26 protein-coding genes are annotated in these 25,767 nt (G+C 71.2%); 3 read left to right on the forward strand and 23 right to left on the reverse strand.

Going from position 1 to position 25,767, the window contains the following annotated elements; translation table 11 throughout:
• Window positions 1-4: 4 nt before the first annotated feature.
• The 14 genes from ACFVS6_RS36985 to ACFVS6_RS37050 all read right to left on the reverse strand — a co-directional run bounded on the left by ACFVS6_RS36985 (window position 5) and on the right by ACFVS6_RS37050 (window position 14,656).
• A complete protein-coding gene (locus tag ACFVS6_RS36985; RefSeq protein WP_389710933.1) occupies window positions 5-832 on the reverse strand; it encodes a 4'-phosphopantetheinyl transferase family protein in 828 nt (275 codons plus the stop codon).
• On the reverse strand, window positions 829-1,206 hold the full coding sequence (locus ACFVS6_RS36990) for an acyl carrier protein (protein ID WP_389710934.1): 378 nt from the start codon (window positions 1,204-1,206) through the stop codon (window positions 829-831). The genes ACFVS6_RS36985 and ACFVS6_RS36990 overlap by 4 nt, the downstream gene beginning before the upstream one ends.
• Window positions 1,203-2,747 (reverse strand): MFS transporter, encoded by a 1,545-nt coding sequence (locus tag ACFVS6_RS36995; RefSeq protein WP_389710935.1) that lies wholly within the window; start codon window positions 2,745-2,747, stop codon window positions 1,203-1,205. The genes ACFVS6_RS36990 and ACFVS6_RS36995 overlap by 4 nt, the downstream gene beginning before the upstream one ends.
• Window positions 2,748-2,894: 147 nt before the next feature.
• Window positions 2,895-5,243, reverse strand: a complete 2,349-nt coding sequence (locus ACFVS6_RS37000) for an SDR family oxidoreductase (protein ID WP_389710936.1) — start codon at window positions 5,241-5,243, stop codon at window positions 2,895-2,897.
• A 2-nt stretch (window positions 5,244-5,245) separates the two neighbouring features.
• Window positions 5,246-6,190 carry an aromatase/cyclase gene (locus ACFVS6_RS37005; RefSeq protein WP_389710937.1) on the reverse strand — a complete coding sequence of 315 codons (945 nt, stop codon included), beginning with the start codon at window positions 6,188-6,190 and terminating at the stop codon, window positions 5,246-5,248.
• Window positions 6,191-6,281: 91 nt separating this feature from the next.
• A complete protein-coding gene (fabG, locus tag ACFVS6_RS37010) occupies window positions 6,282-7,067 on the reverse strand; it encodes a 3-oxoacyl-ACP reductase FabG (RefSeq protein ID WP_389710938.1) in 786 nt (261 codons plus the stop codon).
• A gap of 93 nt (window positions 7,068-7,160) precedes the next feature.
• The gene (locus tag ACFVS6_RS37015; RefSeq protein ID WP_389710939.1) at window positions 7,161-7,430 is read right to left on the reverse strand and encodes an acyl carrier protein; all 270 of its coding nucleotides are present in this window, start codon (window positions 7,428-7,430) and stop codon (window positions 7,161-7,163) included.
• Window positions 7,431-7,521: 91 nt separating this feature from the next.
• Window positions 7,522-8,739, reverse strand: coding sequence for a ketosynthase chain-length factor (locus ACFVS6_RS37020; RefSeq protein ID WP_389710940.1), 1,218 nt, complete (start codon window positions 8,737-8,739; stop codon window positions 7,522-7,524).
• Window positions 8,736-10,004 (reverse strand): beta-ketoacyl-[acyl-carrier-protein] synthase family protein, encoded by a 1,269-nt coding sequence (locus tag ACFVS6_RS37025; RefSeq protein ID WP_389710941.1) that lies wholly within the window; start codon window positions 10,002-10,004, stop codon window positions 8,736-8,738. Before ACFVS6_RS37025 ends, ACFVS6_RS37020 begins: the two co-directional genes overlap by 4 nt.
• Before the next feature lie 37 nt (window positions 10,005-10,041).
• Window positions 10,042-10,374: a TcmI family type II polyketide cyclase gene (locus ACFVS6_RS37030; protein ID WP_389710942.1), complete on the reverse strand. Its 333-nt coding sequence runs from the start codon at window positions 10,372-10,374 to the stop codon at window positions 10,042-10,044.
• A gap of 33 nt (window positions 10,375-10,407) precedes the next feature.
• On the reverse strand, window positions 10,408-11,037 hold the full coding sequence (locus tag ACFVS6_RS37035) for a TetR/AcrR family transcriptional regulator C-terminal domain-containing protein (RefSeq protein ID WP_389710967.1): 630 nt from the start codon (window positions 11,035-11,037) through the stop codon (window positions 10,408-10,410).
• A gap of 98 nt (window positions 11,038-11,135) precedes the next feature.
• Complete coding sequence (locus ACFVS6_RS37040; RefSeq protein ID WP_389710943.1) at window positions 11,136-12,605, reverse strand: FAD-dependent monooxygenase; 1,470 nt, start codon at window positions 12,603-12,605, stop codon at window positions 11,136-11,138.
• A 303-nt stretch (window positions 12,606-12,908) separates the two neighbouring features.
• Complete coding sequence (locus ACFVS6_RS37045) at window positions 12,909-13,769, reverse strand: hypothetical protein (protein ID WP_389710944.1); 861 nt, start codon at window positions 13,767-13,769, stop codon at window positions 12,909-12,911.
• A 116-nt stretch (window positions 13,770-13,885) separates the two neighbouring features.
• Entirely contained in the window at window positions 13,886-14,656 is a 771-nt protein-coding gene (locus tag ACFVS6_RS37050) for a response regulator transcription factor (protein ID WP_389710945.1), read from the reverse strand.
• 229 nt (window positions 14,657-14,885) lie between these two features.
• Between ACFVS6_RS37050 and ACFVS6_RS37055 the strand changes: the two genes are divergently transcribed.
• Complete coding sequence (locus ACFVS6_RS37055) at window positions 14,886-15,518, forward strand: ScbR family autoregulator-binding transcription factor (RefSeq protein WP_389710946.1); 633 nt, start codon at window positions 14,886-14,888, stop codon at window positions 15,516-15,518.
• Between the two features lie 79 nt (window positions 15,519-15,597).
• On the opposite strand, the gene ACFVS6_RS37060 is transcribed toward ACFVS6_RS37055, so the two are convergent.
• The 6 genes from ACFVS6_RS37060 to ACFVS6_RS37085 form a co-directional block, all read right to left on the reverse strand.
• On the reverse strand, window positions 15,598-16,563 hold the full coding sequence (locus ACFVS6_RS37060) for an SRPBCC family protein (protein ID WP_389710947.1): 966 nt from the start codon (window positions 16,561-16,563) through the stop codon (window positions 15,598-15,600).
• 130 nt (window positions 16,564-16,693) lie between these two features.
• Window positions 16,694-16,957, reverse strand: a complete 264-nt coding sequence (locus tag ACFVS6_RS37065; protein WP_388904464.1) for an actinorhodin polyketide synthase — start codon at window positions 16,955-16,957, stop codon at window positions 16,694-16,696.
• Between the two features lie 168 nt (window positions 16,958-17,125).
• Window positions 17,126-17,947, reverse strand: coding sequence for a BTAD domain-containing putative transcriptional regulator (locus tag ACFVS6_RS37070; RefSeq protein WP_389710948.1), 822 nt, complete (start codon window positions 17,945-17,947; stop codon window positions 17,126-17,128).
• Window positions 17,948-18,285: 338 nt separating this feature from the next.
• Window positions 18,286-19,107 (reverse strand): BTAD domain-containing putative transcriptional regulator, encoded by an 822-nt coding sequence (locus tag ACFVS6_RS37075; protein ID WP_388904521.1) that lies wholly within the window; start codon window positions 19,105-19,107, stop codon window positions 18,286-18,288.
• 280 nt (window positions 19,108-19,387) lie between these two features.
• Entirely contained in the window at window positions 19,388-20,053 is a 666-nt protein-coding gene (locus ACFVS6_RS37080) for a ScbR family autoregulator-binding transcription factor (RefSeq protein ID WP_389710949.1), read from the reverse strand.
• 105 nt (window positions 20,054-20,158) lie between these two features.
• Window positions 20,159-20,830, reverse strand: a complete 672-nt coding sequence (locus ACFVS6_RS37085) for a ScbR family autoregulator-binding transcription factor (protein WP_389710950.1) — start codon at window positions 20,828-20,830, stop codon at window positions 20,159-20,161.
• Between the two features lie 524 nt (window positions 20,831-21,354).
• Here ACFVS6_RS37085 and ACFVS6_RS37090 point away from each other — a divergent pair.
• A complete protein-coding gene (locus tag ACFVS6_RS37090) occupies window positions 21,355-22,347 on the forward strand; it encodes a ScbA/BarX family gamma-butyrolactone biosynthesis protein (RefSeq protein WP_389710951.1) in 993 nt (330 codons plus the stop codon).
• Window positions 22,348-22,369: 22 nt separating this feature from the next.
• Here ACFVS6_RS37090 and ACFVS6_RS37095 read toward each other — a convergent pair whose 3' ends face one another.
• The gene (locus tag ACFVS6_RS37095; RefSeq protein ID WP_389710952.1) at window positions 22,370-23,287 is read right to left on the reverse strand and encodes an NAD-dependent epimerase/dehydratase family protein; all 918 of its coding nucleotides are present in this window, start codon (window positions 23,285-23,287) and stop codon (window positions 22,370-22,372) included.
• A 95-nt stretch (window positions 23,288-23,382) separates the two neighbouring features.
• On the opposite strand from ACFVS6_RS37095, the gene ACFVS6_RS37100 reads away from it, so the two are divergent.
• Window positions 23,383-23,868, forward strand: a complete 486-nt coding sequence (locus ACFVS6_RS37100; protein WP_389710953.1) for a GNAT family N-acetyltransferase — start codon at window positions 23,383-23,385, stop codon at window positions 23,866-23,868.
• A 3-nt stretch (window positions 23,869-23,871) separates the two neighbouring features.
• On the opposite strand, the gene ACFVS6_RS37105 is transcribed toward ACFVS6_RS37100, so the two are convergent.
• Window positions 23,872-24,858 (reverse strand): AraC family transcriptional regulator, encoded by a 987-nt coding sequence (locus ACFVS6_RS37105; RefSeq protein ID WP_389710954.1) that lies wholly within the window; start codon window positions 24,856-24,858, stop codon window positions 23,872-23,874.
• Window positions 24,859-24,896: 38 nt separating this feature from the next.
• Window positions 24,897-25,742: an NAD(P)H-binding protein gene (locus tag ACFVS6_RS37110; RefSeq protein WP_389710955.1), complete on the reverse strand. Its 846-nt coding sequence runs from the start codon at window positions 25,740-25,742 to the stop codon at window positions 24,897-24,899.
• Between the last annotated feature and the right edge of the window lie 25 nt (window positions 25,743-25,767).

Genomic DNA, 25,767 nt, shown 5'->3' on the forward strand with positions numbered 1-25,767 from the left:
GCGGTCAGCTGGTGGTGGCGGCGCGGGCCGCCCATGAGTCGGACGCCCCGTGCACGGAGCCCTCGGACGCCAGCCAGGCGTCGGGCACCCACCGGACGTCGACCGTCTTGAGGTCGGCGCCCGCCACGGCGACGGAGGCCGCGTGCAGGGAGTCGACGGGGATGCCGGCCATGGTCCAGCCGTCGGGATGACGGCCGTGGTCGGCACCGAGGTAGTCCAGGGACGGCGAACGGCTCAGACCCGTCCCGAGGCCCTTGAGGAAGGCCTCCTTGCGCGTCCAGATCTGTCCGAAGAGCTGACGGCGCTCCTCCCCGGCCGGTGTCTCGGCGATCTCCCGCTGCTCGTCCGTCTGGAGCGCCCTGGAGCAGATGTCGACGGTTTCCGCTCCGGGGAGCTTCTCCACGTCGACGCCGAGGGGCACCGTGCCGACACCCACGAGGGCGACCGTCCCGCTGTGCGAGAGCGAATAGTGCAACGGCGGCGGCGGGGGCGACAGGGCCGGCCGACCGTGGGGTTCGCCGCAGCCCGGGCAGGGCTCCCGCATGAACCGGACATCCTGCGGCCGGCCCTCGGTGTAGCGGCCCAGCAGTCGGCGCACCGCCACGTGGGCGGCCGCGTAGAGCAGTCCGTCCGCCTTGCGGATGAAGGCGTCGGCCTTCCTGCGTTCGTCGTCGTCGAGCTCGCCGATCGCCAATGCTTCGGCTTCGGCGCCGGTGGGGCGCCGGACCAGCCACAGGTCGACCCGGTCGCCGGACAGGGTGAAGTCGGGGTCCGGCAGGTCCAGGTGGTTGACCTCGGGGCGCGCGAGCGGGAGGAGGGTGGCGGCCGTCATGCCGGCACCGGCGCACCGTGCAGGTGGGCCTCCGGCCCGAACTGCCCGGCGAGGCAGTCGATGAGTTCCTGCGCGCTGTTGGCGAGCAGGAGCCGCTGAAGGTTCACGTCGACGCCCAGCGTGCACTCCATCCGGTACTGGAGTTCTATGCCGGAGATCGAGCCGATCCCCAGGCAGCCCATGGGGCGGCCGGTCGTGTCGACGAGGTGCGGCTCGATCCCGAGGATCCTGCCGAGTTCCTCACGCACGTACCGCTCCAGGATGCTGGTGCGCTCGCCCAGCCCGACGACGGCCAGTACGGCGACGTCCGGCGGGGTCATCCGGACCACGCCGGTGTCCGTTTCATAGGTGTTCGACATCTGAAGTGTTGTCATGATGCTTCCCTGTCCGGGGCGGACGGGTGTCCCCGTCCGCCCGTGGCGAAGCGCGGGGCCGCGGAGTCCGCCCCGTGCGAGTCGTGAATTCGGTGGTCGTGTGCGTCGCCCCCGGTGGCTCGGCGTCGCCCGGCGGGAGGCCCCAGGCCACCGAGGGCGACGCACGCGCCGGCCAGGCCCACGGCCGTGACCAGCCAGAGCGCCGCGGCGCGGCCGGAGCCGTGGAGAGCGGCCGCCGCGGCCGGCGTCAGGACCGCACCCAGTTGGACGCAGGCCTGATAGAACCCTCCGGCCGCCGCCTGCCGCTGCGGCGGGATCCCGCCGGTTGCCCGGAGGTGCAGGGCGGTGAAGGCGAGGACGAAGGCCAGGCCGACGCAGCCCATGGCGGGCAGCAGGTCGAAGTACCCCGCACCGTCCGCCCCGTCACGCGGGTAGAGCACGTAGCCCAACGGGGCCGCGGCGGCGCCGGCGGCAACCGCCCGCGCCGGTCCCAGCAGGGCCGCGATCCGGGCCGAGCAGAGCGCCGTCAGCGCGAGCGGGGCCCCGGCCGGCAGGAAGACGAGGGCCGTCTCCCAGGGGCTCCGGCCGGTGCGGTCGAGGTCCAGGGCCGCCACGAGGAGGAAGGCCACGTACGAGCCGTTCAGCGCGGCGGCCCCGGCCGCGGAGCGCACCAGCGGCCCGTACCGCAGGAGCTCGCGCGGAACCACGGGATGGGCGGCGCGCCGCTCGGCCCGCACGAGCAGGGCCCCGAGGAGCAGGACGCCGGCCAGCGGGACGGCCACCCGGGCCGTTTTCCTGCCGGGGCCGAAGGCCGCCGCGGTGGCGTCCGCCGCGAGCAGCAGCGCGACGGTCAGCGCGAGCGCGGCCACCGCCGCGTACCGTCCCCGCCCCGAAGTCGCCCTCGGGGCGGGCTCGTCGCGGGGGATCAGCCGCAGCGCGGCGATCAGCAGCAGCAGCGCCACGGGGGCGGGGAACGCGAGGGCCCAGCGCCAACCGACCCCGGTCAGCAGTCCCGAGAGCAACAGGCCGGCGCAGAAGCCGGTCGCGCCGAGGAAGGAGTAGAGGGACACCGCCCGGCGCCGGGCGGCGCCCTCGGGGACGGTGGTCATGATGATGGCGAGCCCGGTGGGAGCGGTCAGAGCGACGCAACAGCCCTTCACCACGCGGGTCGCGACGAGCAGGGCCCCGCTGTCCGTCAGTGCTCCGACCAGCGACGCGGCGGCGAACACGAGCAGGGCGGCGAGGTAGACCCTGCGCCGGCCGAGGCGCTCGACCAGTCGCCGGCCGTGGAGCAGGAACCCGCCGAACCCGGCGGCGAATCCACTGACGAGCCAGTGGAGCGGGGTGACCGACAGGGCGAGGTCGCGGCCGACGGACGGCAGCGCCACCAGCGTTGCCGACACCTCCAGGGCGTCGACCAGCATGTTCGCGGCGAGCACGAACACCAGGGCCCAGCGGACCCCGGTTCTCGCGGCGCCGGTTCTCGCGGCGCCGGTTCTCGCGGCGCCGGCCGAAGAAGTCATCGGGGGCGGCACGCTCACTTTCACCAGGGTTCCGCGGATACGGGAAGAAGGGGGGATCAGGAGGGATGGTGAGGCCGGTCGGGGAGGGTTCCCCGGCCGGCCTCACCGTCGCCGGCACGGCGTGGGTGTGCGCCGGCGGGTTGGGGTGTCACGCGGTGGCGGCGGTCAGCCGAGCAAGGTGCCACCGGTGGCGTCGACGAAGGAGCCGGTGATCCAGCGGGCCTCGTCGGTCGCGAGGAAGACGACCACGTCGGCGACGTCCTCCGGTTCGCCGACGCGGTTGAAGGCGGACAGCGCCGCCATCTGCTCGACGGCCCCGGGGATGTCGAAGACGGGGTTGCCGTTGCGGGTGATGCCGGGCGCCACCGAGTTGATGGTGATGCGCCGCGGCCCGAGGACCTTCGCGAAGTGCAGCGCGAGCTGCTCCAGAGCGCCCTTGCTCATCGCGTACGCGATCTCGTCCGGGTTCGCGAACCGGGTCAGGCCCGAGGAGATGTTGATGATCCGGCCCCCGTCGGGCATGTTGCGCAGGGCCCGCTGGATGAGGAAGAACGGAGCCCGCGCGTTGACCGCGTAGATCCGGTCGAACTGCTCGGGGGTGACGTCGGCGGCGCCGACACCACCCATCACGCCCGCGTTGTTGACGAGGATGTGCAGGTCCGTGCTGCCCGTCCGGTCCAGCAGCCCCTGTTCCAGGGCGGTGAACAGGTCCGTCACGTCGCCGTCGACGCCGAGTTCGCCGCGGATCGCGAACGCGCGACCGCCGTCGCGCTCCACCTCGGCGACGACCTCCCGGGCGGCGGCCTCGTCACTGTTGCAGTGGACGGCGACCAGGGCGCCCTCCTGGGCGAGGCGGCGGGCGGTCGCCCGTCCCATGCCGCGACTGGAGCCGGTGACGAGCGCGGTCCGGCCCGTGAGTCTGTCCATGCCGCTCCTCCGGTTCTCCGCGGCCGGTGCCGTCGACGGCACCACCCGCAGGGCCCGCGCCGCCGCCGGCCGTACGGCGTCCCGGGGCCGCGCGGACCCGAACCACCGCTCCAGGGCCCCGGTGACACCGCCGTCCCCGGCGGGGTCATCGCGGTCGGCGCCGTCCGCCCAGACGACGTGGCCGTCCGGCCGGACCAGCAGGGCGCCGGTGTCGGCCGCGCCGTCCTCGACGACGACCGTCGCGGTACGGACCCGGTCCGACCAGGGTGCGGCGGCCGTACGCAGCTCCTCCCGGCGGGCGTCGTCACCCGGCGCGAGGAGCAGTAGTCCCCGTCCCGAGCGCAGCAGTTCGAAGGTGGTGGTCCCGCCCTTGTCGCCCGTCTCGTCGCCGACGGCGTCCCGCAGTGGTGCCCGCAGACCGAGGAGCGGTCCGGAGCCCGTCCCGACCTCGTAGCGGACGTCCAGGCCGGAAACCGCGCCGGCCAGGTGGGTGCGTACGTCCTCGTGATCGGTCAGTTCCGCGAGGACGTCGCGGAGCGCGTCGACCTCGTGGCCCGCGAGCAGGAGCAGCGCCTGGGTCCGGACGTTGCTCTGCACCGCCTGACCGACCGGGTGCCGTTCCCGGTGGTAGCTGTCGAGCAGCGCCTCCCCGCCGCGGCCCGCCAGGGTCGCGGCCAACTTCCAGCCCAGGTTGAAGGCGTCCTGGAGACCGAGGTTGAGGGACTGGCCGCCGATCGGCAGCTGCTGGTGCGCCGCGTCCCCGGCGAGGAGGAGCCGGCCCTTGCGGTAGTCGGCGGCCTGCCGGGAGGCGTCGTCGAAGGAGTTCACCCACAGGGGGGTGCCGCCGCCGATGTCCTCGCCCGTGATGCGCTTCCAGGCGTCGGCGATCTCGTCGAAGGTGGGTGGGGCGCCGGCGGGTACGGACCCGAACTCGTGGACCATGACCCGGGTCACCCCGTCGGGTCGGCGGGCCGCGATGGCGAGTCCGCCCTCCAGCCGCTCGAAGCGGCGGCCGGGGATGTCGATGCCCTTGACGTCGGCGCGCAGCAGTGCGCGGCCGGCGTCGGTCCCGGGAAAGTCGAAGCCGCCGAGCCGGCGCACGGCGCTGTTCTCGCCGTCGCAGCCGACCAGGTACGCGGCCCGGAAGGACTGGGTCGTCCCGTCCGGGCCGCGCACTTCGGCGACGGCCGTGTCCCCGGTCCCGGTCAGGGCGGTGACTTCGTGGCCGCGTCGGACGTCCGCGCCCAGGTCGACCGCCCACTGTTCGAGGGCCTCCTCCAGCCGGGTCTGCGGGAGCTTCCACTGGCCCGGGTAGGGGCCGGGGAGCCGGAGGTCGAGGCCAATGCCCCCGAAGTGCCCGACGGTCTCCTGCGGGATGTCGCCCAGTCGCTCCAGGAGTCCCCGGCTGTCGAGGATCTCCATGGTGCGGGCGTGCAGGGTGGACGCCCGCGACTCGGTGGTCGGCGCGGTGAGCTTTTCGAGGACCACCACGTCCGCGCCCGACAGGCGCAGTTCCCCGGCGAGCAGCAACCCGACAGGGCCCGCGCCGACCACGATCACCTGGGTTTCGGTGTAGTCCCCAGCCATGGTCAGCCCTTGTTCTCGGCGTGGTTCTTGGCGTGGCCGAGGGTGGCTCGGCTGTTGGTGCTGAGGGCCGTGTGGACGTACTGCTTGGCGTCCTCGACGGTGGCCTGCGGGCCGAGGACCTTGGTGATGTTCTCGGTGTTGATGGTGACGGTGTGCTGCGAGGAGGCGGCCACCCCCTCGTCGTCCTCGACGAACGTCCAGTAACCGGTGTGCAGGGTCATCAACCCGGGCAGCGTGGTCTGCTTGTAGGCGATCCGCTCGTGCGGGAACGTGACCCGGTAGGACTTGGTGGTGTGGACCGAACCGTCCTTGGCACGGGTGTCCATCTCCAGCTCCTGCAACCCCGGGGTGTCCTCGGTCAACCGGACGGTCGCCACGTGCGGCAGCCGCTCGTGCCACTTGTCGGCCTCGTTGATGAAGTCGTACACGTCCTTGGCGGAACCGTTGATCCGGACGGTGTCCTCGAAGGAGAACGTCAGGTCCTCGGCGGCGTGGGCCGTCTCGACGTTGGTCTTCAACGCGGTCAGCTCGGAACGCGAGTTGCGGTCCACGGCCTCGTCGATCCAGGCCAGGCTCGCCGGGTCGTCGTCGATGGCCCGGTAGTCGTGCAGCAACCGGACCCGGGACTCGTCGGCGGAGAGCGCCTCGATGATCCAGGTGCCGCCCATCGCCGCGACGGGCGGTGCCGGGATCTCCTGGCGGAAGGTGATCCGCAGGCCTTCGGGATCCAGGGTGCGGCGGGAGGTCCAGTTCTTGGCCTCGCCGTTGGCGGTGGCCCAGATCCGGATGCGTTCCTCGTTGTCGCCCTCGGGAATGTGGTCGACGTAGATGGTCGGCGGGAAGATCCGGGGCCAGTTGCGGACCTCGGCGATCAACCGGTAGACGGCGTCGGCCGGAGCGGAGATCGTGATCTCGTGCTCCACCTCGCGCAGGCTCGGCTGCGACATGCTCATGACTCCTTGGAAGGGGGGACGGTTCGGTTCGCCGTGCGGCGCGTACGGACGTGATGCGGCGGGATCGGAACGTGCTCCGGCCGGATCAGAAGTTGCCGAGGCCGCCGCAGACGTTGAGGGCCTGCGAGGTGATCGACGCCGCGGTGTCCGAGGCCAGGTAGCCGACGAGACCGGCGACCTCCTCGGGGGTGGAGTACCGGCCGAGCGGGATCTTGGCCTGGAACTTTTCGAGGATCGCGTCCTCGGTGGCGTTGTAGGCGGCCGCGTAACCCTGACGGACACGCTGCGCCATCGGCGTCTCGACGTAGCCCGGGCACACCGCGTTGACCGTGATGCCGGTGGGCGCCAGCTCGTTGCCCAACGCCTTGGTGAAACCGACCACGCCGTGCTTGGACGCCGAGTACGGGGCGCCCAGCACCACGCCCTGCTTACCGGCCGTGGAAGCGATGTTGATGATCCGCCCACGGCTCTTGCCGCGCAGACCACCCGTCGTGAGCGCCTCCTGCGTGACACGGAAGACGCTGTTGAGGTTCGTGTCGATGACGTCGTGCCACAGCTCCTCGGGAATGTCGGCCGTGACACCACCACCGGAGCGGCCGGCGTTGTTCACCACGACATCGACGGTCCCGAACCGGTCGACGGCGGCCTGTATCCACCCACGAACCTCATCCGTGGAACGAACGTCAACGACACCGCCATCCACGTCCAGGCCCTCGTCCTGCAACTGCTTGACCGTCTCCGCAACCGCATCGGCACTCCGCGCACCGATGAACACCCGGTGCCCCTGACCGGCGAGGAGGCGGGCGACCGCCAGCCCGATCCCGCTGGTGGCACCGGTGATGACGGCGACCCTCTTGTCCTGATCCGACATGTGTCTCTTCTCCAAAAACATGGGGGTAACGGGGGTATGGAGTGGCGGCCGCCGTGTCGGGGCGGCCGCCACGGTGCTTCAGGCGCTGTCGGCCTAGGCGTCGACGAGTGCCTTGAGGCTCTCGTTGATGGCCGCGACCAGTGACCGCGGTGTGTCGTTGTCGGTGAAGACGTCGTCGTCGAGCGTGATTCCGAACTCGCGCTCGATGCGGCCGCCGGTCTCCAGCAGCGCCAGCGACTCGTAGCCGAGCGAATCGAAGTCACGGTCGAGGACGTCGCCGTCCAGGTCGACTTCCTCATCGGCTCCGGCGCCCTCCAGGAGGATGCGCTTGAGATCGTCGAAGGTGAATTCCTGCTTGGACAAGGTGATCCCTTCATCGGTTTACCGCACCCGGGGATTTCGGCTGCGGGGCTTGGAGGCGGCGATCGCCGCCCGGGTGTGACCCCCGAGGCCCTCAGTCGACGGCGCGCAGGACGACCGCGGAATTGAAGCCGCCGCGGCCGCGGGCGAGGACGAGCACGGTCCGCACCGAGGCGGTCCGGGGACGCACGGTCACCAGATCGAGGTCGTACGCGGGTGACAGCTCCACGTTCGTGGTCGGCGGGATGAGGCCCTCGCGAATGGCCAGCAACGCCGAGACGACGTCCACCGGCGCGGCGCCCGCGCCCAACCGCCCGGTCATCGTCTTGGGGGCGGTGACCGGGACCCCGCGCGGACCGAAGACCGCGGTGATGGCGTCGGCCTCCTCGCGGTCCAGCCGCTTGGTGCCCGCCGCGTCGGCGAACACCACGTCGACCTCGGCCGGATGACAGTCCGCGTCCGTGAGCGCGACGTCGATGGCACGGCGCAAGCCGGGCTCGCGGCCGCTGCCGGGCCGGGGATCGAGCGTCGCACCGTAGCCCGCGAGCTCGCCATGGACGGTGCGCGCGCCGCGGGAGCGAGCGCTCTGCTCGTCCTCCAGGACGAGGAGGGCCCCGCCCTCTCCCGGTACCTGGCCGGCCGCCTCCTCGTCAAAGGGGAGGTAGGCGCGCTCGGGCCGGTCGGAGTGCGTCAGCAGGCCCTCGGCGAGCCGCGCGGCCCACCCCCAGGAACAGATGGAAGCGTCGAAACCGCCGGTGGCCATCAGCTTCGCCCCCTTACGGATCTGACGCCGGGCCTGGGCGAGGGCGTCGAGGCCGCCCGCCTGATCGCTGACGAGGACGCCGGCGGGGCCGCGCAGTTCGTTGCGGATGGAGATCTGTCCGCTGTTGACCGCGTGGAACCATGCGAAGGACTGGTAGGCGCTGACGTGTCGGGCGCCCCGGCTCCACAGGTTGCGCAGCTCGTTCTGCCCGAACTCGGTGCCTCCGGAGGAGGAGGCGGTGACCACGCCCATGTCGTACGGGGCGACGTCGCCCGGTCTCAGGCCCGCGTCGGCGAACGCCCAGTCGGCGGCGACGAGTGCGATCTGCGTGACCCGGTCGGTCTGCGGCACGAGCCGCCCCGGCAAGTGCTCCTTGGCGTCGAAGCCGTGGATCTCGCCGGCCAACCGTGACGGGTAGGAGGTCGCGTCGAAGCGGGTGACGGGCCCGATCGCGTTCTTGCCGACGCGGGTCGCCGCCCAGTAGTCCTCCGCCCCCAGGCCGTTGGGGGCGGCCACACCGATGCCGGTGACCAGGGTCCTGGCGCTCATGTGGTCCTCCTGTCGGGCCTGGCCAACACCAGCGCGCTCTGGAACCCTCCGAAGCCGCTGCTGACCGTGAGGACGGCGTCGGTCCGGTGCTCGCGCGCGGTGAGCGGGACGTAGTCGAGGTCGCACTCCGGGTCGAGGGTCCGCAGGTTCGCCGTGGGCGGCACCACGTGGTTCTCCATCGCCAGCACGGAGGCGGCGATCTCGATGGAACCGACCGACCCCAGCGAGTGCCCGATCATCGACTTGACGGAACTCACCGGGGTCGCGTAGGCGTGTCGGCCCAGGGCCAGCCGGTACGCGGCCGTCTCGTGCCGGTCGTTCTGCTTGGTACCCGAGCCGTGCGCGTTGACGTAGTCGACGTCCTCCGGGTTCAGCCGCGCCTCGTCCAGAGCCGCCGTGATGGCCTCCGCCATCTCGCGGCCGTCGGGGCGCAGCCCCGTCATGTGGAAGGCGCTGGACCGCGAGGAGTAGCCGGCGATCTCCGCGTAGATGTGCGCCCCGCGTCGGCGGGCGCTCTCCAGTTCCTCCAGTACGAAGACGGCAGCGCCCTCCCCCAGGACGAAGCCCTTGCGGGAGGCGTCGAAGGGCCGGGACGCGGTCTCCGGTTCGTCGTTGAGCGAGGTCGTCGCCTTGATCGCATCGAAGCACGCGAGGGTGATCGGTGAGATCGGGGCATCCGTCGCACCAGTGATCATGATGTCGACGCTGCCCTCGCGGATCAGATCCGCCGCGTGGGCGACGGAATCGATGCCGGAGGTGCAGCCGGTGGAAACGACCGTGGACGGCCCCTCCGCACCGATGGCCCAGGCCACTTCGGTCGCGAAGGAACTGGGCACGAAGTGGCTGTACAGGGCGGCCGGCACGGAGGTGTGGTCGACCGCGTCGAGCCGGCCGTCATCGCTGGCCGCGCGGTACGCCCTGTCGAGGCTGCCCACTGCCCCGACGCCGGTGCCGATGCCGACCCCGGTGCGGTGCGGGTCGAATCCGGCGAAGTCGAGGCCGCTGTCGGTGAGCGCCTCCCGCGCCGACACCACCGCGAACTGGGCCGCGCGGTCCATGCGGCGCTCTTCCTCGGCGGTCAGTCCGTGCAGTGCGGGCTCGAAGTCGACCTCGGCCGCAACCCGCGAGCGGAACGCGGAGGGGTCGAAGAGCGTGATCCCGCGGGTCGCGGTACGCCCCGAGCTCAGCAGGTTCCAGAAGTTCCCGGTCCCGATGCCTCCCGGTGCCAGCACCCCGAGCCCTGTGATCACTACCCGGCGAGCCACCGGCACGGCCCTCCCCTCCTGTCGGCGTGGTCGCACCTCATTCCGATGCCGTCCAGTCGTAGAAGCGGGTGGCCATGGCGTCGGCAGGGGTGCGCCAGGTCGTCGGGTCGTAGGGCTGGATGAATGGGAGCAGATCGTGGCTGATCTTCATGAAGCGCGGGTCGGTGCGGGACTCCTGGATGCGCTGGCCACCGTCGTCCTCGGCGAAGTCCTGGAGGTGGAAGTAGAGGCCGTTGTACTTGAACAGGCGGCGCCGCAGGGTCCCCATGCGCTCCGGCATGTCGGTCTTGTCGAACTCTGTGAAGAGCTGCGCCACTTGTTCGCTCGACATGCTGTCCATCCGGGCCACGATCAGGTTGCTGTGCTGCATCAGGTGTCTCTCTTTCCGGGATTGGGCGTGGGGTCAGGGCCGGTACAGGCGGATGAAGTCCGCCACACCGTCTGCGATGAGGGCGTCGGACTCGGCTTTCGCCAAGGGCAGCGCGCCGAGGAAGGAACGCTGGACGACGCCGGAGGGGACCAGCAGGATGAAACGTTCCGCCGCCTGATCGGCGTCCGCGATGTCGAGCAGGCCGCGTGCGGCGACCCGCCGCAGGCGCAGAGCCAGCTCCCGACGGGCCTGTCGGGGGCCGGTGGCCTGCCACTTCTCGACGGCCTCGATCGGCAATCGGGTGACCTCGGCACTGACGTGTCGGACGATGGCGAAGTGCTCGCGGAACGCCTCCAGCGGAGCCAGCCACGCCCTGCCGAGTGCGGCGAGCCCCTGTTCCAGGTCGGTGATCTCCTCCAGGTGGCTCTCGGCGACGGCCGCGAGGGCAGCGGCGACGGAGGCGGAACTGTCCAGGAGCACACTCAGCAGCAGCTCTTCCTGGTCCGGAAAGTGCTGCTCCACGGTGTCCGGTGAAGTTCCCGCCTCGGCCGCCGTCGCCTCTCGGGTGCAGCGCGACCATCCTTCGCGGGCCAGCACCGTCCGCGCGGCGCGGACAATGCTCCGACGCTCCTCGGCCGTTCTTGACGGGGGGCGCTCGATCATTGCCCGTGGCGTTGTCATGCGGGGGTTTCCTCCTCGTGACGTGCTCGCCCGGCGACGGTCGCGGGGGCGACCTGCCGGTGGTCGGATCGGCCGGCGACTCAGACAGGCCCGAACCAACGTTCGAGCGCCATCGGCAGGTCGTGGTGGCTGCCCGGCGCGGCCCAGGCGACATAGCCGTCCGGCCGCACCAGCAGGGCGGCTGTGTCGCCGAGGTCCTCGGGTGCGGAACCCGCGGATGGTTGGGCGGTGACGATGTCGACCCGGTCGGCCCAGGGCGCGGCGCGTCGGCGGACCTGCGGGTTGTCGTTCAGGTCGAGCAGCACGCCGCGGGCGGAGTGCAGCAGTTCGGTGCTGGAGGTCCGACCGTCCGCGCCGGTGGTCAGCTCCAGGCGCGGCATGCGCCGGCCGAGGAGCGGGTGGTTGCCGCTGCCCACCTCATAGGCGATCTCCAGGCCGCTCACCATGGCCGCGAGGTGGCGGGCCACGTCCTCGTACGCCATCAGCTCGCGCAGCGAGTCCCGCAGTGGTTGCACCTCCGCGCCGCTCAGGAACAGCAGCCCCTGGGCCCGGGTGTTCATCAGCAGCCGCTTGCCGACCGCGTGCCGCTCGCGGTGGTAGGTGTCGAGCAGGGTCGGCGGGGCCGTGCCCCGCACCACCGCGGCGAGCTTCCAGCCGAGGTTGACCGAGTCCTGGATGCCGGTGTTCATGCCCTGGCCCCCGGCGGGCAGGTGGATGTGGGCGGAGTCGCCGGCCAGGATCACCCGGCCGCGCCGGTACTCGGTGACCTGCCGGGTCGCGTCGCCGAAGGCGCTCACCCACACCGGCTCGGCGGCCGATATGTCGTCCCCGGTCAGCCGCTGCCAGGCGGCGGCGACCTCGTCGAAGGAGGGCGGGCTCTCGCGCCGGCGCGGCGGTGTGCCCCGCTCGCAGACCACGATGCGGGTGGTGCCGCCGGGGAGCGGACCCACCATCACCATGCCGCCCGGCAGGGTCTCGCCGATCATGCGGGGCTTCAGTTCGATGCCCTTGATGTCGGCGAGGTACATCTCCATGGTGGCCGCCGTGCCGGGGAAGTCGAAGCCCGCCGCCTTGCGGACGGTGCTGCGGCCGCCGTCGCAGCCCACCAGGTAGGCCGCGCGCAGGGTGTGCCGGCCGGCGGGACCGTCCACGACGACATCGACGCCGTCCCCGTCGTCGTGGACGGAGACGACCGCGTGGCCCCGACGGATGTCGGCGCCCAGACCGGTGGCCCAGTCCTCCAGGTGGGTCTCGGTGACGGACTGCGGCACGCTCTTCGCCGCTTGGCAGGCGCCGTCGAGCACCCCGAAGTCGAGGGGCAGGCCGCCGAAGTGCCCGAGCGTGCTCGTCTCGACGTCACCGAACCGCGCGAGGATGCCGCGCTGGTCGAAGGTCTCCAGCGTGCGCGCGGTGAAACCGAGGCCGCGTGATTCGCCCGTACGCCGTTCCAGGCGTTCCAGGACGACGACGGCGACTCCCGCCAGCCGCAGTTCACCGGCGAGCATCATGCCCGCCGGGCCCGCGCCGACGACGATCACAGGGGCGTCCATCAGGTCTCCTCGAATTCGCCTCCGGGGACAGTGCACCGGATCTTGACTACAAGGTTCTTCGGAGACGAGAGGGCATTCAATGGCGGCGGATTCAGGACTCGGTCAGGTTCCACAAGAGCTGGTCCGCTGAGTCGGATCAGGGCCAAGCGAAGGTCAAGCGCAGGTCAGACCGTTCGATCCGGGCCCTACCGAACGCTGTGCGTGCTCGCGCGCGCCCGTACCGACCGTGCGCGCTCCCGCACGTCTCCGTACGCGCGCCGTATGCGATAGGCAACATGACGAAGGTCGGCCGCGCGCGGACGGTCAACCGCGCGCGGCCCGGCGACTGAAGCAGGCACGGACATCGGTCTCGCTGTAGTAGGTGCGCCCCGCGCGGTTGCGCCTGCGCCATCGCTCCTCGCTCGCGAGTCGGTAGACGGTGCCCGTCGGGGCGTGCCACAGCCGCGCGATGTCCGCGGCGGTCAGCCAGCGTTCGGTGGGGACGGCCGCCGCGGCGGCGTCGTCGGTGCTCCCCGCCGGGCGCACCGGCTCCATGGAATCGCTCAGCTCGCTCCAGCGTTCGCTGGTCCAGCGGTGGCCCCGGTCGGCGTCGCACACGATCGCCGGACCGGTGGGCCGGACCCGGTCGCGCACGGCCAGGGCGAGGGCGCCCGAGCAGTCGGGCTCGGGGCATGCGCCGAGCCTGATGGTCCGTGTCGGGTCAGGGAAGGCGGCGCGGCGTCCCGCCCGCACCAGCCGGGCTATCTCCTCGGTGACCTCTGCCACTGCCGGATGGGCCGCGAGCCAGTCGGCGTTGCGCAGCAGGAACGCGGTGAGCGCCGCGGCGTTGCGCGGCGGAGAGGCACAGCCCCGCTGCTGTGCGACCAGGCCGCTCCAGGAGCCGAGTACGGACACCATCCGGGCGCGCACGTCGGCCGCCGCCGCGTTGAAGGGCAGGCCGGGGTGTTCACCGCCCGTGGTCCGTTCGCGCAAGCTGCCCGGAGCTCCGCCGCCGAGCACCCGCCCGCACTCCTCGTAGAGGTGCGCCAGTTCGGCCAGGCCCGCGCCGAAGTGGTCCCGGCAGGACTGGCACAACCTGCTGCCCTGGACCGTACGCCGCCGGCCGCGTCCGTCGGAGCGGTCGCCGCGGCAGCCCTCCCCGTGGCACAGCGCCGTCACGGTCATGTCCGTCCCCCTTGGCTCGCCTCGGCCCTGCTCGTCATCCGCCCGCGCACCGCAGGGCGGTTCTGGTTCCGCGTCTCCTGCCGGACCGGGATCCGGATCCGGCTCCGGAGCCCGCCTCAGCCCTGGCCGAAGCGGAAACCGACTCCGCGGATCGTGATGATCCAGCCGGCCCCGATCTTGTTGCGCAACGTGCTGACGTGCGTGTCGACGGTGCGGCGGGACCAGGAGTCACCCCAGACCTGCTGCATCAGCATCTTGCGGGGGATGACGGTGTCGGGATGGGAGGCGAGGAGGTAGAGCATGTCGAATTCCTTGCGGGTGGTCTCGACGGGCTCCCCGTTCAAGGTCACCTCCCGCGTGCCCGCGTCGATCCGCAACGGCCCGCAGGTGATGGTGGCCGCGACCGGACGGGACGGCCGTGACCGACGCATGACCGCTTCCATCCGGGCCATCAGCTCACGGAACCCGTAGGGCTTGGCCAAGTAGTCGTCGGCGCCGGCCTGCAGGCCCAGGACCCGGTCGAGTTCGCTGCCCCGGCCGGTGACAGCGATCACGGGGATCTCATGCGCCGCACGGATACCCCGGCAGACCTCCAGACCGTCCAGATCGGGCAGTTCGAGGTCGAGGAGCACCAGGTCGGCGTCGGCGTAACTGCGCAGCGCCTCGCTACCGGTGGCCACGATGTCGACCTCGTGGCCGTGGCGGCGCAGGCCGCGGGCCAAGGTCTCGGCCTCGACGGCGTTGCTCTCGACGATGAGGATCCGCCACAGCACCGACTGGACCGAACTGTTCTGTGGTGCTCTCAGACCCTCCGCAAGTGAGAACCCGCCGTTCACTCCCGCAGCGGCCGTGTGAGGTTCCAGCACAGCGTAGGAACGCTGGTTCATCTGCCCCCCTCCCTCAAGCTCAGTTGAGCCAACGTCAAGAAGATACAAACCGCTTCGTCGGTTTGTCAAAGGCTGTAAGCGCCCACCATTTGCATGACATTTACTCCAAAACGGACCAATGGCTGTCCGAAATCGCTACTACCTCGGCTGAACCGCCCCTCCGCCATGGTGTGTAATACCAACGGGGCGGTTTAATGTGGGTGGGAATCCGATACAGGAGCAATGCGTGATGAGACAAGAACGCGCTGTCCGAACCCGCCGGGCACTGATCGAGTCGGCGGCGACGGTGTTCGGACAGCGCGGGTACGCGGACGCGACACTGAGCATGATCAGTGCCGGAGCCGGAGTGAGCCCGGGTGCCCTGCATTTCCACTTCGAGAACAAGACGGCGGTGGGTGCGGCCGTCGAGACGGCGGCCGCCCGGATCCTGCGCACCACCGCTCACGAGGTGTACGCACAGCGGACCTCGGCCCTACAGGCCCTGGCCGACAGCACGCACGCCCTGGCCGGGGTGCTCCTGCACGACGTGGTGGCGCGGACCGGCCTCCAGCTCGCCCGGGAACCCGCGTACGCCCCGGCCCTCACCCTGCTCGGCGATTGGCACGCGTACGTCCGCCGGCTGCTGGCCGAGGCCCGGGAGGAGGGCGAGTTGATCCCCGGCGTCTCGGACCTGAGCGCGGCGTCCACGGTGGTCGCCGCGACTTACGGATTCGCGGTGCTGGGCCGGGACGACCCGCGGTGGCTCGCCCGCCGGACCGTGACCGGCTTCTGGCGGGTGGTCATGCCGTGCCTGGCGGCCCCCGCACTGCCCGGCGCCCGTCCCGCCCGCGACGCCCCGGGCGCCGGCTGCCGGACCGGCTAGGCGGGCCCGTTCGGTGACCCGCGGGACCGGAACGCACGCACCGCGGCCCCGGCGGGAGCACCGGGGCCGCGCGCGTACCTCAGACCGACCGCAGCGACCTGACCGATTCCCGGGCGTGCTGCTGGGCCGGCCCGAGAGTGGCCCTACTCTCGGCGCCGAGTTCCTCGCGCACGTACCGGCGGGCCCGCGCGAGGTCCGCGTCCGGGCCGAGCACCCGCTCCACGGCCCCCTCGTCCAGCAGGACGTCGTGCCGGGCGACCACGGTGACTCCGGTCGCGTCGGGCTCCACCGACCATTCGCCGGTGTGCGCGCTCAGCAGGGCGTGCGGGCGCAGCTGCTTGAAGAGGATCCGGCCGGCCGCCGGGAAGCACACCCGTACGGACTCGGTGGTGTAGGCGGTTCCGTCCCCGGCCAGGTTGACCAGCGTCGTGCGCTGGACACCGGGGCTGTCCTCGGTCACCTCGGCGCGTACGACGTGCGGCACCCGGCCGGGCCAGGAGCCCACCCCGTACAGGAACTCGTAGACCGGTTCCGCCGGTCCCTGGACGCGTACGGACTCCTCGAAGGAGAGGGCCGTCGCGTCGAGGCGCCGCCAGCCCTCCGCCGCGGTCCGCAGCCGGTTCAGGGCCGTACACCCGGCTGCCCGGGCGGACGCCAGCAGCCGCTCGGCGTCCGCCGCCCGCTCCGCGGTGACGATCACGTCCTGTTGCCACGTCAGCCGGGACCAGCCGGGGGCGAGTTCCTCGACGCTCCAGCTCCCGCCCGTCGTCGTGACGGGTCCCCCGGACCGCTCCTCGCGGAATTCGACGCGCCGCCGCCGGGCGTCCAGGGTGCGCCGCCACAGCGACGGCTGCGGGGTCCCGTCGACGAAGGCCCACTGGTAATGGCGGTCCGTGGTCCCGTCGAAGTCGAGACGTTCCACGTGAATGCTGTCCGGTAGGAACAGCGGCCACTGGGTGGTGTCGGCCACCAGCGCGTACAGGACTGCGGCGGGCGCGGCCGCGTCGACCGCGTGTGACATCCGGTGTGCTCGCTCGACAGACATCAGACACCTCTCTCAACGCTTGACGCAGAGCATGTCCTCGTTCGCCGGATCACGCGTCGAGCGCGGGTGGAGCCCCGCAGGAGCCGGGCGCACCGCTCCTCGTACCGTCCGGGGAGCGGGCCGATGCCGGTCAGACCCCCGCCCGGCTGCTCAGCACGGCGTTGACCAGGGCGAGGAACCGGCGAGGGGTGTCGGCCAGTTCGAGGAGTTCCCCGTCGAGGAGGACGTCGAAGCGCCGCTCCACCGAGCCGGTGGTCTGGAGGACACAGAGGCTGTCGTAGCCCAGCTCCTCCCAGTAGAGGTCCTGGACTTCCTCGTTCAGCTCGACGCACTCGTCCTCGCCTCCCCAAACCCGCAGGATGCGGGTCAGATCGGTGAGTTCCAGCCGGTCCATGGCTTGCCCTTCTCCTCGTCCGCCGGCGCGGGTGCGCATACCGGCGCGCCGCGAGCCTGGCGGGGCCCGGTGGAGGGTTCCTCAATCGTGGGCACAGCGCTGCTGGAGGCCCTGCTGGAGCCCCTGCCGGAGTTTCGCGGTTCGCCCCCGTCCGTCCGGAACGACCGCTCAGGCCGCGTACAGGTCGAAGGTCGAGCTGCGGCGCGGTCCGGCCATCACGTCCAGCGCCGGGTCGACGCGCAGCATCGCCTGGTGCAGGCGCTGGAGTTGCTGCGAGGGCTCGACCCCCAGTTCGCCGATCAGCCGGGCCCGTAGCCGGCGGTACACGTCCAGCGCGGTCGCCTGCCGCCCCGAACGGTACAGGGCGACCATCGCCTGCGAGTGCAGGCCCTCGTGCTGCGGGTTGCGGGCCATCAACTCGGTCAGTTCGGCCAGGAGTTCGCTGTGCCGGCCGAGCCTGAGGTCGACGTCGATGCGCCGCTCGGTCGTCACGAGGCGACTCTCCGCGAGCCGCAACACCTCGATCTCCAGGATCGGCCCCACCCGTACGTCGACCAGGGCGGGACCCTGCCACAGGGCGAGCGCCTTGCGCAGCAGGTCCGCCGCGCGTTCGTCGTCACCGTCGTCGAAGGCCTGCTGGCCGCCGGCGACGAGGGCGTCGTACGCGTGGACGTCCACGGACTCCGGCGGGATCTGGAGCAGGTAGCCGCCGTGCCGGGTGGCGAGCACGTCCTTGGCCGTGCCCGGGGCGCCCGGCCCCATCGCGGTGCCCAGCCGGCGGCGGAGCTGGAGGATGTACGTCTGCAGGGTGGTGAGGGCGCTGTCGGGCAGCTTGGTCCCCCAGATCTCCTCCATGAGCGTCGGCACGGGCATCACCCGGCCCGGGTAGAGCGCGAGAAGCGCCAGGATCTGACGCGGCTTGCCCGCCGTGGGAACGATCGATGCCCCGTTGACCTCGGCACTCAACGGACCCAGAACCTGAATCTTCACGGTCTCCCGTCTCCCCTCCGTATTTCGTCGACGCACTCTCGGTTTTCAGCATTCGACCAACATGACGGTATGTCGTCCCACCGCCGTATCACCGGAATCTCAAGCCGACATCGAGCAGGGCTCCGCAGCGGACGAACATCCGACGGATTTCGTGCACATGATTCCGGTTGACTCCCCGGAACCCTCTCTGACGAGGCTGAACAACCGGTGGGACTTCTTCCGGAAAGAGTTGAGAATTGCCCGGCCAAGCCTTTTCTCCGAGCCTTCCGGAGAGTTTCGAAAGGTGCCTGCACAATCAGGCGCCGGCCGGCTCTTCTCCCACCGATTCTCCTGGTGAATCAACCCACCTGTGCCAACCGCTTTCGGGCTGCCGCCGGGACCGCGGCCGGGTTTTCGGGACCGGTCATCAGGATCGACCGCTGGAGGCTTCGCAGGGCGGCGGACGGCTCGATCCCGAGCTCGCGCACGAGCGTGGCGCGCAGCCGCTGGTAGACGCTGAGGGCCTCGCCGCGACGGCCGGAGCGGTGCAGGGCGAGCATGAACTGGCCGTGCAGGTTCTCGTGGATGCGGTAGCGGCTGGCCAGGACCGTCAGCTCCGCGAGCAGTTCCCGGTGCCGGCCGAGCTTGAGGTCGGCCTCGATGCGCTGGTCGAGGGCGCACAGCCGGGTCTCCTCCAGCCGGCGCGTCTCCATGTCCAGTTGCACTCCGCCGTGGACGTCGGCGAAGGCCGGCCCCGACCACAGGGAGAGGGCCTCGCGCAGCAGCCGCGCCGCGCCGGCCGCGTCACCCGCGTCCATCGCCCGGTAGCCCAATCCGGCCAGCCGGTCGAATTCGCGGACATCGCTGGTGCCGCCGGCGCTGTTGAGCATGTAGCCGCCGGGCAGGGTGACGAGCACGTCCTTGGGGGTCCGGCTGCCGTCGGTGTCCTTGAGCGCCGTCGCGATGAGGGAGCGGAGCTGGAGGACGTACGTCTGCAAGGTGGTGCGGGCGCTGCGCGGCGGTTCGGCGCCCCACAGCTCCTCGATCAGAGCCGAGACCGGCACGACCTGGTCGGCATGGAGGGCCAGGAGGGCCAGCACCTGACGCGGCTTGGCGGCGGTTGGCGTGATGGAGGTCCCGTTCTCCCGCACGGCCAGTGCACCCAGTACATCGATGTCCACGTCGTACTCCCCTGCTTCGTCCATGGATGAGCCCTTGACTTTCGCTGGAATGAGCAAAAAACAGCTGAGCCGGTTTGTCAATACCAAACCGGCTATGCCGTTTCTCTCGCGTCATCGCCGGACACAACCCCCTAGATGGCCTCTGAGCTGCGAGTTTCACTCTCCGAGGGGGCCGTGAGGCCACCTTCGAGCCCTCTGGAGCCACAGAAAAAAATCCCCTCGGAGGGTTCTCCGAGGGGATTCGGGCCGCCAGAACCAACCATCTGGTCCGGTCGGTGGGTTAACTTGATCTACGGGGTACTGCGCCACGGGGAGCACCCGAACCACCGGGCGTCAGCTCTTCGAGCGAACCGGGCGCGGCGAGCCGCGGCAGCGTCAGGGCCCAGTAGCGGGCGAGCGGGGAGGGGCCGACACGGGGGAACCCGCCGGCCCCGAGGACCCCGAAACCGACCATCGCCGCCACCACGGCGGCGGCCGCCGCCTGCGGGGACACCTCCTCGGCCAGCCGGCCCTCCTGGTCGGCGGCGCGGAACGTGGCCTCGACCCACCGCTGCCACTGCGTGCGCAAGTCCCACCCGGCTCCGCCGAAGCGGACGGCCGCAGGAGCCGCCCCGCCGCCGGACAGCCCGAACCCCGCGCGAACCACGGGATCCCGCTCCAGCAGCGCCATCAGATCATGGCTGGAATCGACCAGTGTCTGGAGGACGTCGCCGCCGGAGCGTCGGGACACCGTGATGGCGCGCAGCTTCTCCGACGCCCGCTCGGCCACGGCTTCTGCCAGCGCGCCCTTGCTGCCGAAGTGGAAGTGCAGCCCGCCCGTACTGACGCCGGCGCGCCTGCTGATGGCCGAGATGGAGGCCGTGCCGAAGCCCTCCTCGGCGAACACCTCGGCGGCGGCACGGACCAGAGTGTCTCGCGTACGGGCTGCACGTTCTTGCTTGACCATGAGGGACTCCCACAAACCGCCCTAGCGGTTTGCCGGGGACCACGAATGTCCGCCCATGGTGTGTGGTGATCGTCGAAGGAACTCTGAGTCGCGCTCGAGCGCGACTCAGGTCCGGGCGGGCTCCGACGCGGCGTCCGCCTCGGCCTCGGCCGCAGCCGCGTCGAGAATCCTGATCTCGGCCGCCACCTGCGACCCGCGGTCCGGCGACAGATCCAGCCGGGCGAGCACCGCGGGGACCGCGATGCTGGGGTAGAAGTGCTGATAGAAGACCGAGACCCGGTACTCGATGTCGGCGCGGTCGGTCATGGTCTGCGAGTAGATCTGCACCCCCGCCCAGCCGGCGGACAGGGCCCAGGCCGCTTCCGCGGTGTTCACGTGGGGAAGAAGCTCCCCTTGCGCCTTGGCCTGCAGGATCACCTCCTCGGTCACCTGGATCCAGCCGGGCACGGACCCTCCGCCGAAGATCTCACGCATGTCGGGCCCGAGGGAGAGCCTGGTACCGGCGCTGAGCATGGGGTTGTGGCGCACCCGGTAGGCCAGCACCATGCCCAGGTCGAAGAGCTCCTGGAGCTTGACCTCGCGCGGAGGAACGGTCCCCTCGGTGTACTGCTCGTCGAGGATGCCGCGGGCGAGCTCCTGCTTCGAGGCGAAATGAAAGTACAGCGCGCCCTTGGTGACCCCGGCCTTGGCAAGGATGTCCGCGATGGTGGCGGCCTCGTATCCCCGCTCGTCGAAGACGGCGGCTGCCGCTTCCAAGATCACACGACGCGTGCGCACTGCACGCTCCTGACGTGCCACGATGCCTCCGATACAAAGGGTGACTACGGACGGGCTCCTAGAGGCCCCCTCCCCCCATTGAAACCAACCAGAAGGTCCGTATTTTATCAACCCGCAAACCATAGCGCCTACGCGTGCGGGCCTTCATGCAAGTGCAGCCCGAACGGCACATGGCGGGCGCGTTTCCCACGGATGCGGGAAGTCCACATCAACCCCTCGGTAGATCATTACCTAGAGTGATCCAATGAAACAACCGCCCGGTCGGTTCTTTCTTGAGCGGGCTTGGCTCATTTCATCCCCCTCCTCCGGACCCCTCTGGTAGGCCTCCTACCCCGCAGTTGCGCCTGTGGCGCCTACAGTCGGGGCAGCGGTGCGCCTCGTCGAGCGACTCTTCCCGACGGTCCGGCGGGGGCGCGTTCGATAAGCGGAAGGCTCTCTTTCCTTGCAAATAAAACCGGAGAGTACGTATCTTACGTCTTCAGAGTGCTCGTTCCATCCGTCACCTCGACTCTGCGGAGAGGTCCATGACCCTGCTCACGTTCGAGAACAACATCGCCGCACCGTCCAACCCGCGTACGGGGGGCGGTCAGTGGACGACGCGCTGCAACGACATCCAGCCGCTCACGAGCACCGTTCCCCGGGAGTATGTCCACCGGAGCGCGATAGCCGAAGTGTTCTTGACGGGCTACGAACGCCTGGGCGACGAGGTCTTCCGCGTCACCGCCCAGTGGCCCCGCGCCCACAGCTTCTTCACGACCTCCGACGGTCTCAGCCATGACCCGGTGCAGGCGGCGGAGACCATCCGTCAGTCGGCACTCCTGCTGGCCCACGCGGAGTACGGCGTACCGCTGACGCACAACGCCCTGGTCTGGAGCCTCGGGTTCAAGACCGAGCCGTCCGAGCTGCTCATCGGCGCCAACCCGAGCGACCTCGAGCTCATCGTGGTCTGCCGGGACTTCGCCTGGCAGGGCAACCGCTTCTCGGGGTTCATCGAGGTGACCGTCCGACGCGGCAACCGTGTCGCCGCCACCGGTACGGGGCTCTTCAGCTGCGTCTCACCGGCGGTCTACCGAAGACTGCGGGGCACGTACGCGGCAGCCTCCTCGTCCTCGCTGTGGGACGTGCCGCGCCCGGCCCCGATTCCCGCCGCATCCGCCGGCCGGGTCTTCCCGACCGACGTGGTGCTCTCTCCCGGCGACCGGCCGGGGCGCTGGTTGCTCAGCCCCCACTTCGGGCACCCGGTCCTCTTCGAGCACCCCAACGACCACCAGCCGGGCATGGTGCTGATCGAGGCGGCCCGTCAGGCGGCCTGCGGCGTCCTGGAGGGGGAACCGTTCCGACCCACCGGCATCGAGACCTTCTTCCACAACTACGCCGAGTTCGAGATCCCCTGCTGGATCGAGACCGAGATCGCCCATTCGTCGGACCCCGACGTCCGCGTGGTCCAGGTCACCGGGCGCCAAGGCGACGTGAAGACCTTCGAGGCCACCGTCACCGGTACCGTCGCGGACCACTGACGGAACCCGCCTCCCGCACGGCTCACAGCCCCAACCGCTCCCGGTACCAGGAGGCGTACGCCCCGAACCCCTCCGTCAGTCGCGGACCCGGTTCGGCACCGACCAGCTTCCACAGCGCGCCGCTGTCGTACCAGTGGTCGGTGGTCAGCAGGGAAAGCCTGCGCCGGGTGGCCGGATCGCCGGCCGCCCCCGTTCGTTCCAGCGCCTCGTCGAAGGTGACGTCGCCTTCCGGCAGGGCGATTCCGAATGCCCGCCCCACGGTGGTGATCAGCTCGCGACAGGTGACCGGCTCCGGATGACTCGCGTGCAGCACCTGCCCGCGGGGCAGCTCGGGCAGCCGGGTCAGAGCCACGAGGGCCCCCGCGAGCGCATCCGCGGAGATCATCGAGATGCGCGCACGGCCGCCGTCCACCCAGTTCGGCAGTGCGTCCATCAGCTGCACCAGAGCGGGAACAAGCCAGATGTCGCCGCGCCCGTAGACCAGGTGCGGGCGCAGGACGGTTCCGCCCGCCGCGAGGACCAGCCGCTCGCCCTCCAGCCGCGTGACGCTGGTGGGGGAGGAAGGCCGTTCCTCCAACTGTCCCTCGGCCTCGCCCCGGTGCGGAACGTCCCGGTACACGGCGGCGGTGCCCAGTTGAACGAAGCGCCGTACCCCGGCCCGCGCGGCCTCCGCCAGCAGCGCGCGGGTCCCTTCCACGTTGACCGCCCGACACTCGTCCTCGGTACCCCCGATACGGGCCGCGAGGTGCAGGACGGTGGTGACGCCCTCGCAGATCCCGCGCAGGGAGGCGGGATCGGTGAGGTCGCCGGTCACGACCTCGGCGCCGGCCGCGCCGACGGGTGGGTTCCGGTGGTGGGTCAGGAGCCGGAGCGCGGGGCCGCCGTTCTCGGACAGCAGTGCCGTCACGTGCGAACCGACGAAGCCGGTGCTTCCCGTCACGAGGATCCGCTCCCGCGTCAACTGCTGCCTCCCGCCCGTTCCATGGTCGTCCGTGATCAGTTTATGCCCCGGTGAGCGGACCGTACGCTTGGAACATGATCAGCTCATCACTGCGACTGGTGCCCGTCACGGAGGAGAACTTCGAGGCGGTGTGCGCGGTACGGGTCGCCCCGGCCCAGGAACACCTCGTCTCCCCCGTCGTGAAGTCGCTGGCGGAGGCGTACGTCCACGGTCCGGTGGCCTGGCCGCGGGCCGTCGTCGACGGTGACGAGGTCGTCGGCTTCGTCATGGCCTTCCTCGACATCGTGTGGAACCCCGCGAAGGACCCGGACGAACGCCGCTCCGGCATCTGGCGGCTCAACATCGCCTCCGGCCACCAGGGCAAGGGCTACGGCCGTTTCGCGGTGGGCGCCGTCCTCCAGGAACTGCGGACGCGCGGTGCGGCCGAGGCCCACGTCTGCTGGAGCCGCGCTCAGGGCAGCCCGGAGCCTTTCTACCTCGGCCTGGGCTTCCGGCCGACGGGCGAGATCAGCGGCGACCAGACGGTCGCCGTCCTCCCCGTCCCCCGAGGGCCCCGGTAGGCCCTACGGCAGCACGACGGTGCGTCCCACCCCCACCCCCGTGGAGGACGGCGCCGCCCCGGACCGGTACTCCTGCGGGCTGACCCCCCGTACCCGCTTGAAGGCCGCCGACAGCGCGAACGGCGTGCCGTAGCCGACCCGGCGGGCCACCGTCGCCACCGTGGCGCCCGGCTCGCGCAGCAGGTCGGCGGCCAGGGCGATGCGCCAGCCCGTCAGGTAGGCGACCGGCGGCTCGCCGACGAGCTGAGTGAAGCGGCGGGCCATCGAGGCGCGCGACACCCCGGCCTTGCGGGCGAGCTCCTCGACCGTCCAGCCGTGCGCGGGGTTCTCGTGCAGCAGCCGCAGCGCCACCCCCACCACGGGGTCGCCCTGCGCCCGGTACCAGGCGGGCGCCCCCGAGCCGGGCGCGGCGAGCCAGGCCCGCAGGACCCCGATCAGCAGCAGGTCGAGCAGCCGGTCCAGGACGATCTCCTGACCGGGCTCGTCCCGGGACACCTCCGCGGCCAGCAGTGTGATCAAGGTGGCGTCCGCGGTGCCCGCGGGGCGGACCAGCACCGTGGGCAGTGTTCCCAGCAGCCGCCGGCCGATCTCGCCGGGCGCCTGGTAGGTGCCGCTCAGCAGGACCACCGATCCGGCGTCGACGGCCCGCGCCCCCCAGGTGCGCACCCCCAACGCCATGGTGTCGGTGACGTCCTCGCCGTCCCCGGTGCTGCACCGCTGGTCCGGGCCCACGGTGACCTGCACCGGGGTGCCCGGGGCGTCCGCCACGGTGTACGGCACGGGGCCCCGTACGACGGCCACGTCACCGGGGCCGATCAGGACCGGCTCGCCCTCGTCGGGCACCAGCCAGGCCGTGCCGCGTACGGGTGTCATCACCGAGAGCGGCGCCCGGTCCTCGACCCGCAGCGACCAGGGCGGGTTGAAGACGGACTTCTGCAGGTGGGCACCGCGGGCCTTGGGCCCTTCGAGCAGTCCGGTCAGCGTGTCCATGACCCCATCCTCCCCGTGCCGGGCGGCCGCCGACCCCCTCAGAGGTCCCAGACGCCGGTGGCGGCCGCCTCGCGGGCGTAGTCCGCGAAGTCCTTGGGCCGCCGACCGAGCACCTCCTCCACCCCGTGCACCAGGTGCGCGTTGCGTCCGTCCAGGATCAGCGCGAACAGGTCGGCGAAGTCCTCCGGCAGGCCCTGGTCGCGCAGCACCGCCCGGTAGTCCGCGTCCGACACCGGCACGTAGGCGATCTCCCGGCCGGTCACCTTCGACAGTTCGGCGGCGATGTCGGAGAAGGTGAGCAGGCGCGGCCCGGACAGTTCGTACGTCTTCCCGATGTGCCGGTCGTCGGTGAGCGCGGCCACCACCACGTCGGCGATGTCGTCGGCGTCGACGAAGGGTTCGACGGCGTCGGCGGTCGGCAGGGCGATCTCCCCGTGCCGCACGGGGTCCAGGAAGAAGCTCTCGTCGAAGTTCTGGTTGAACCAGCTGGCGCGGACGACGGTCCAGTCCCCGCCGGAGGCCTTCAGCAGGTGCTCGCTGTGCTCGGCGGCCTCCTCGCCCCGGCCGGACAGCAGCACCAGCCGGCCGGCTCCGGCCGCCACGGCCTGCTCGGCGAACGCGCCGATCTGCTCGGCGGCGCCGGGGAAGGCCAGGTCGGGGTAGTAGGTGACGTACACCCGGTCGACGCCCTCCAGCGCCGGCCCCCAGGTGGCGGGCTCGTGCCAGTCGAAGGCGGGCTCAGCGGCGCGCGAGCCGATCCGGACCGGCCGGCCCCGGTGCGCCAGCCGCTCCGCCACCCGCCGACCGGTCTTCCCGGTGCCGCCGATGACCAGGGTGAGCTTCCGGGCCGTCTCGTTCTTCGTCTCGTTCTCGTTCTTCGTCATGCCCTCAGTCAACCGCCGGGCCGTG

This window comes from Streptomyces sp. NPDC057939, from assembly GCF_042887545.1.
Lineage (GTDB): Bacteria > Actinomycetota > Actinomycetes > Streptomycetales > Streptomycetaceae > Streptomyces.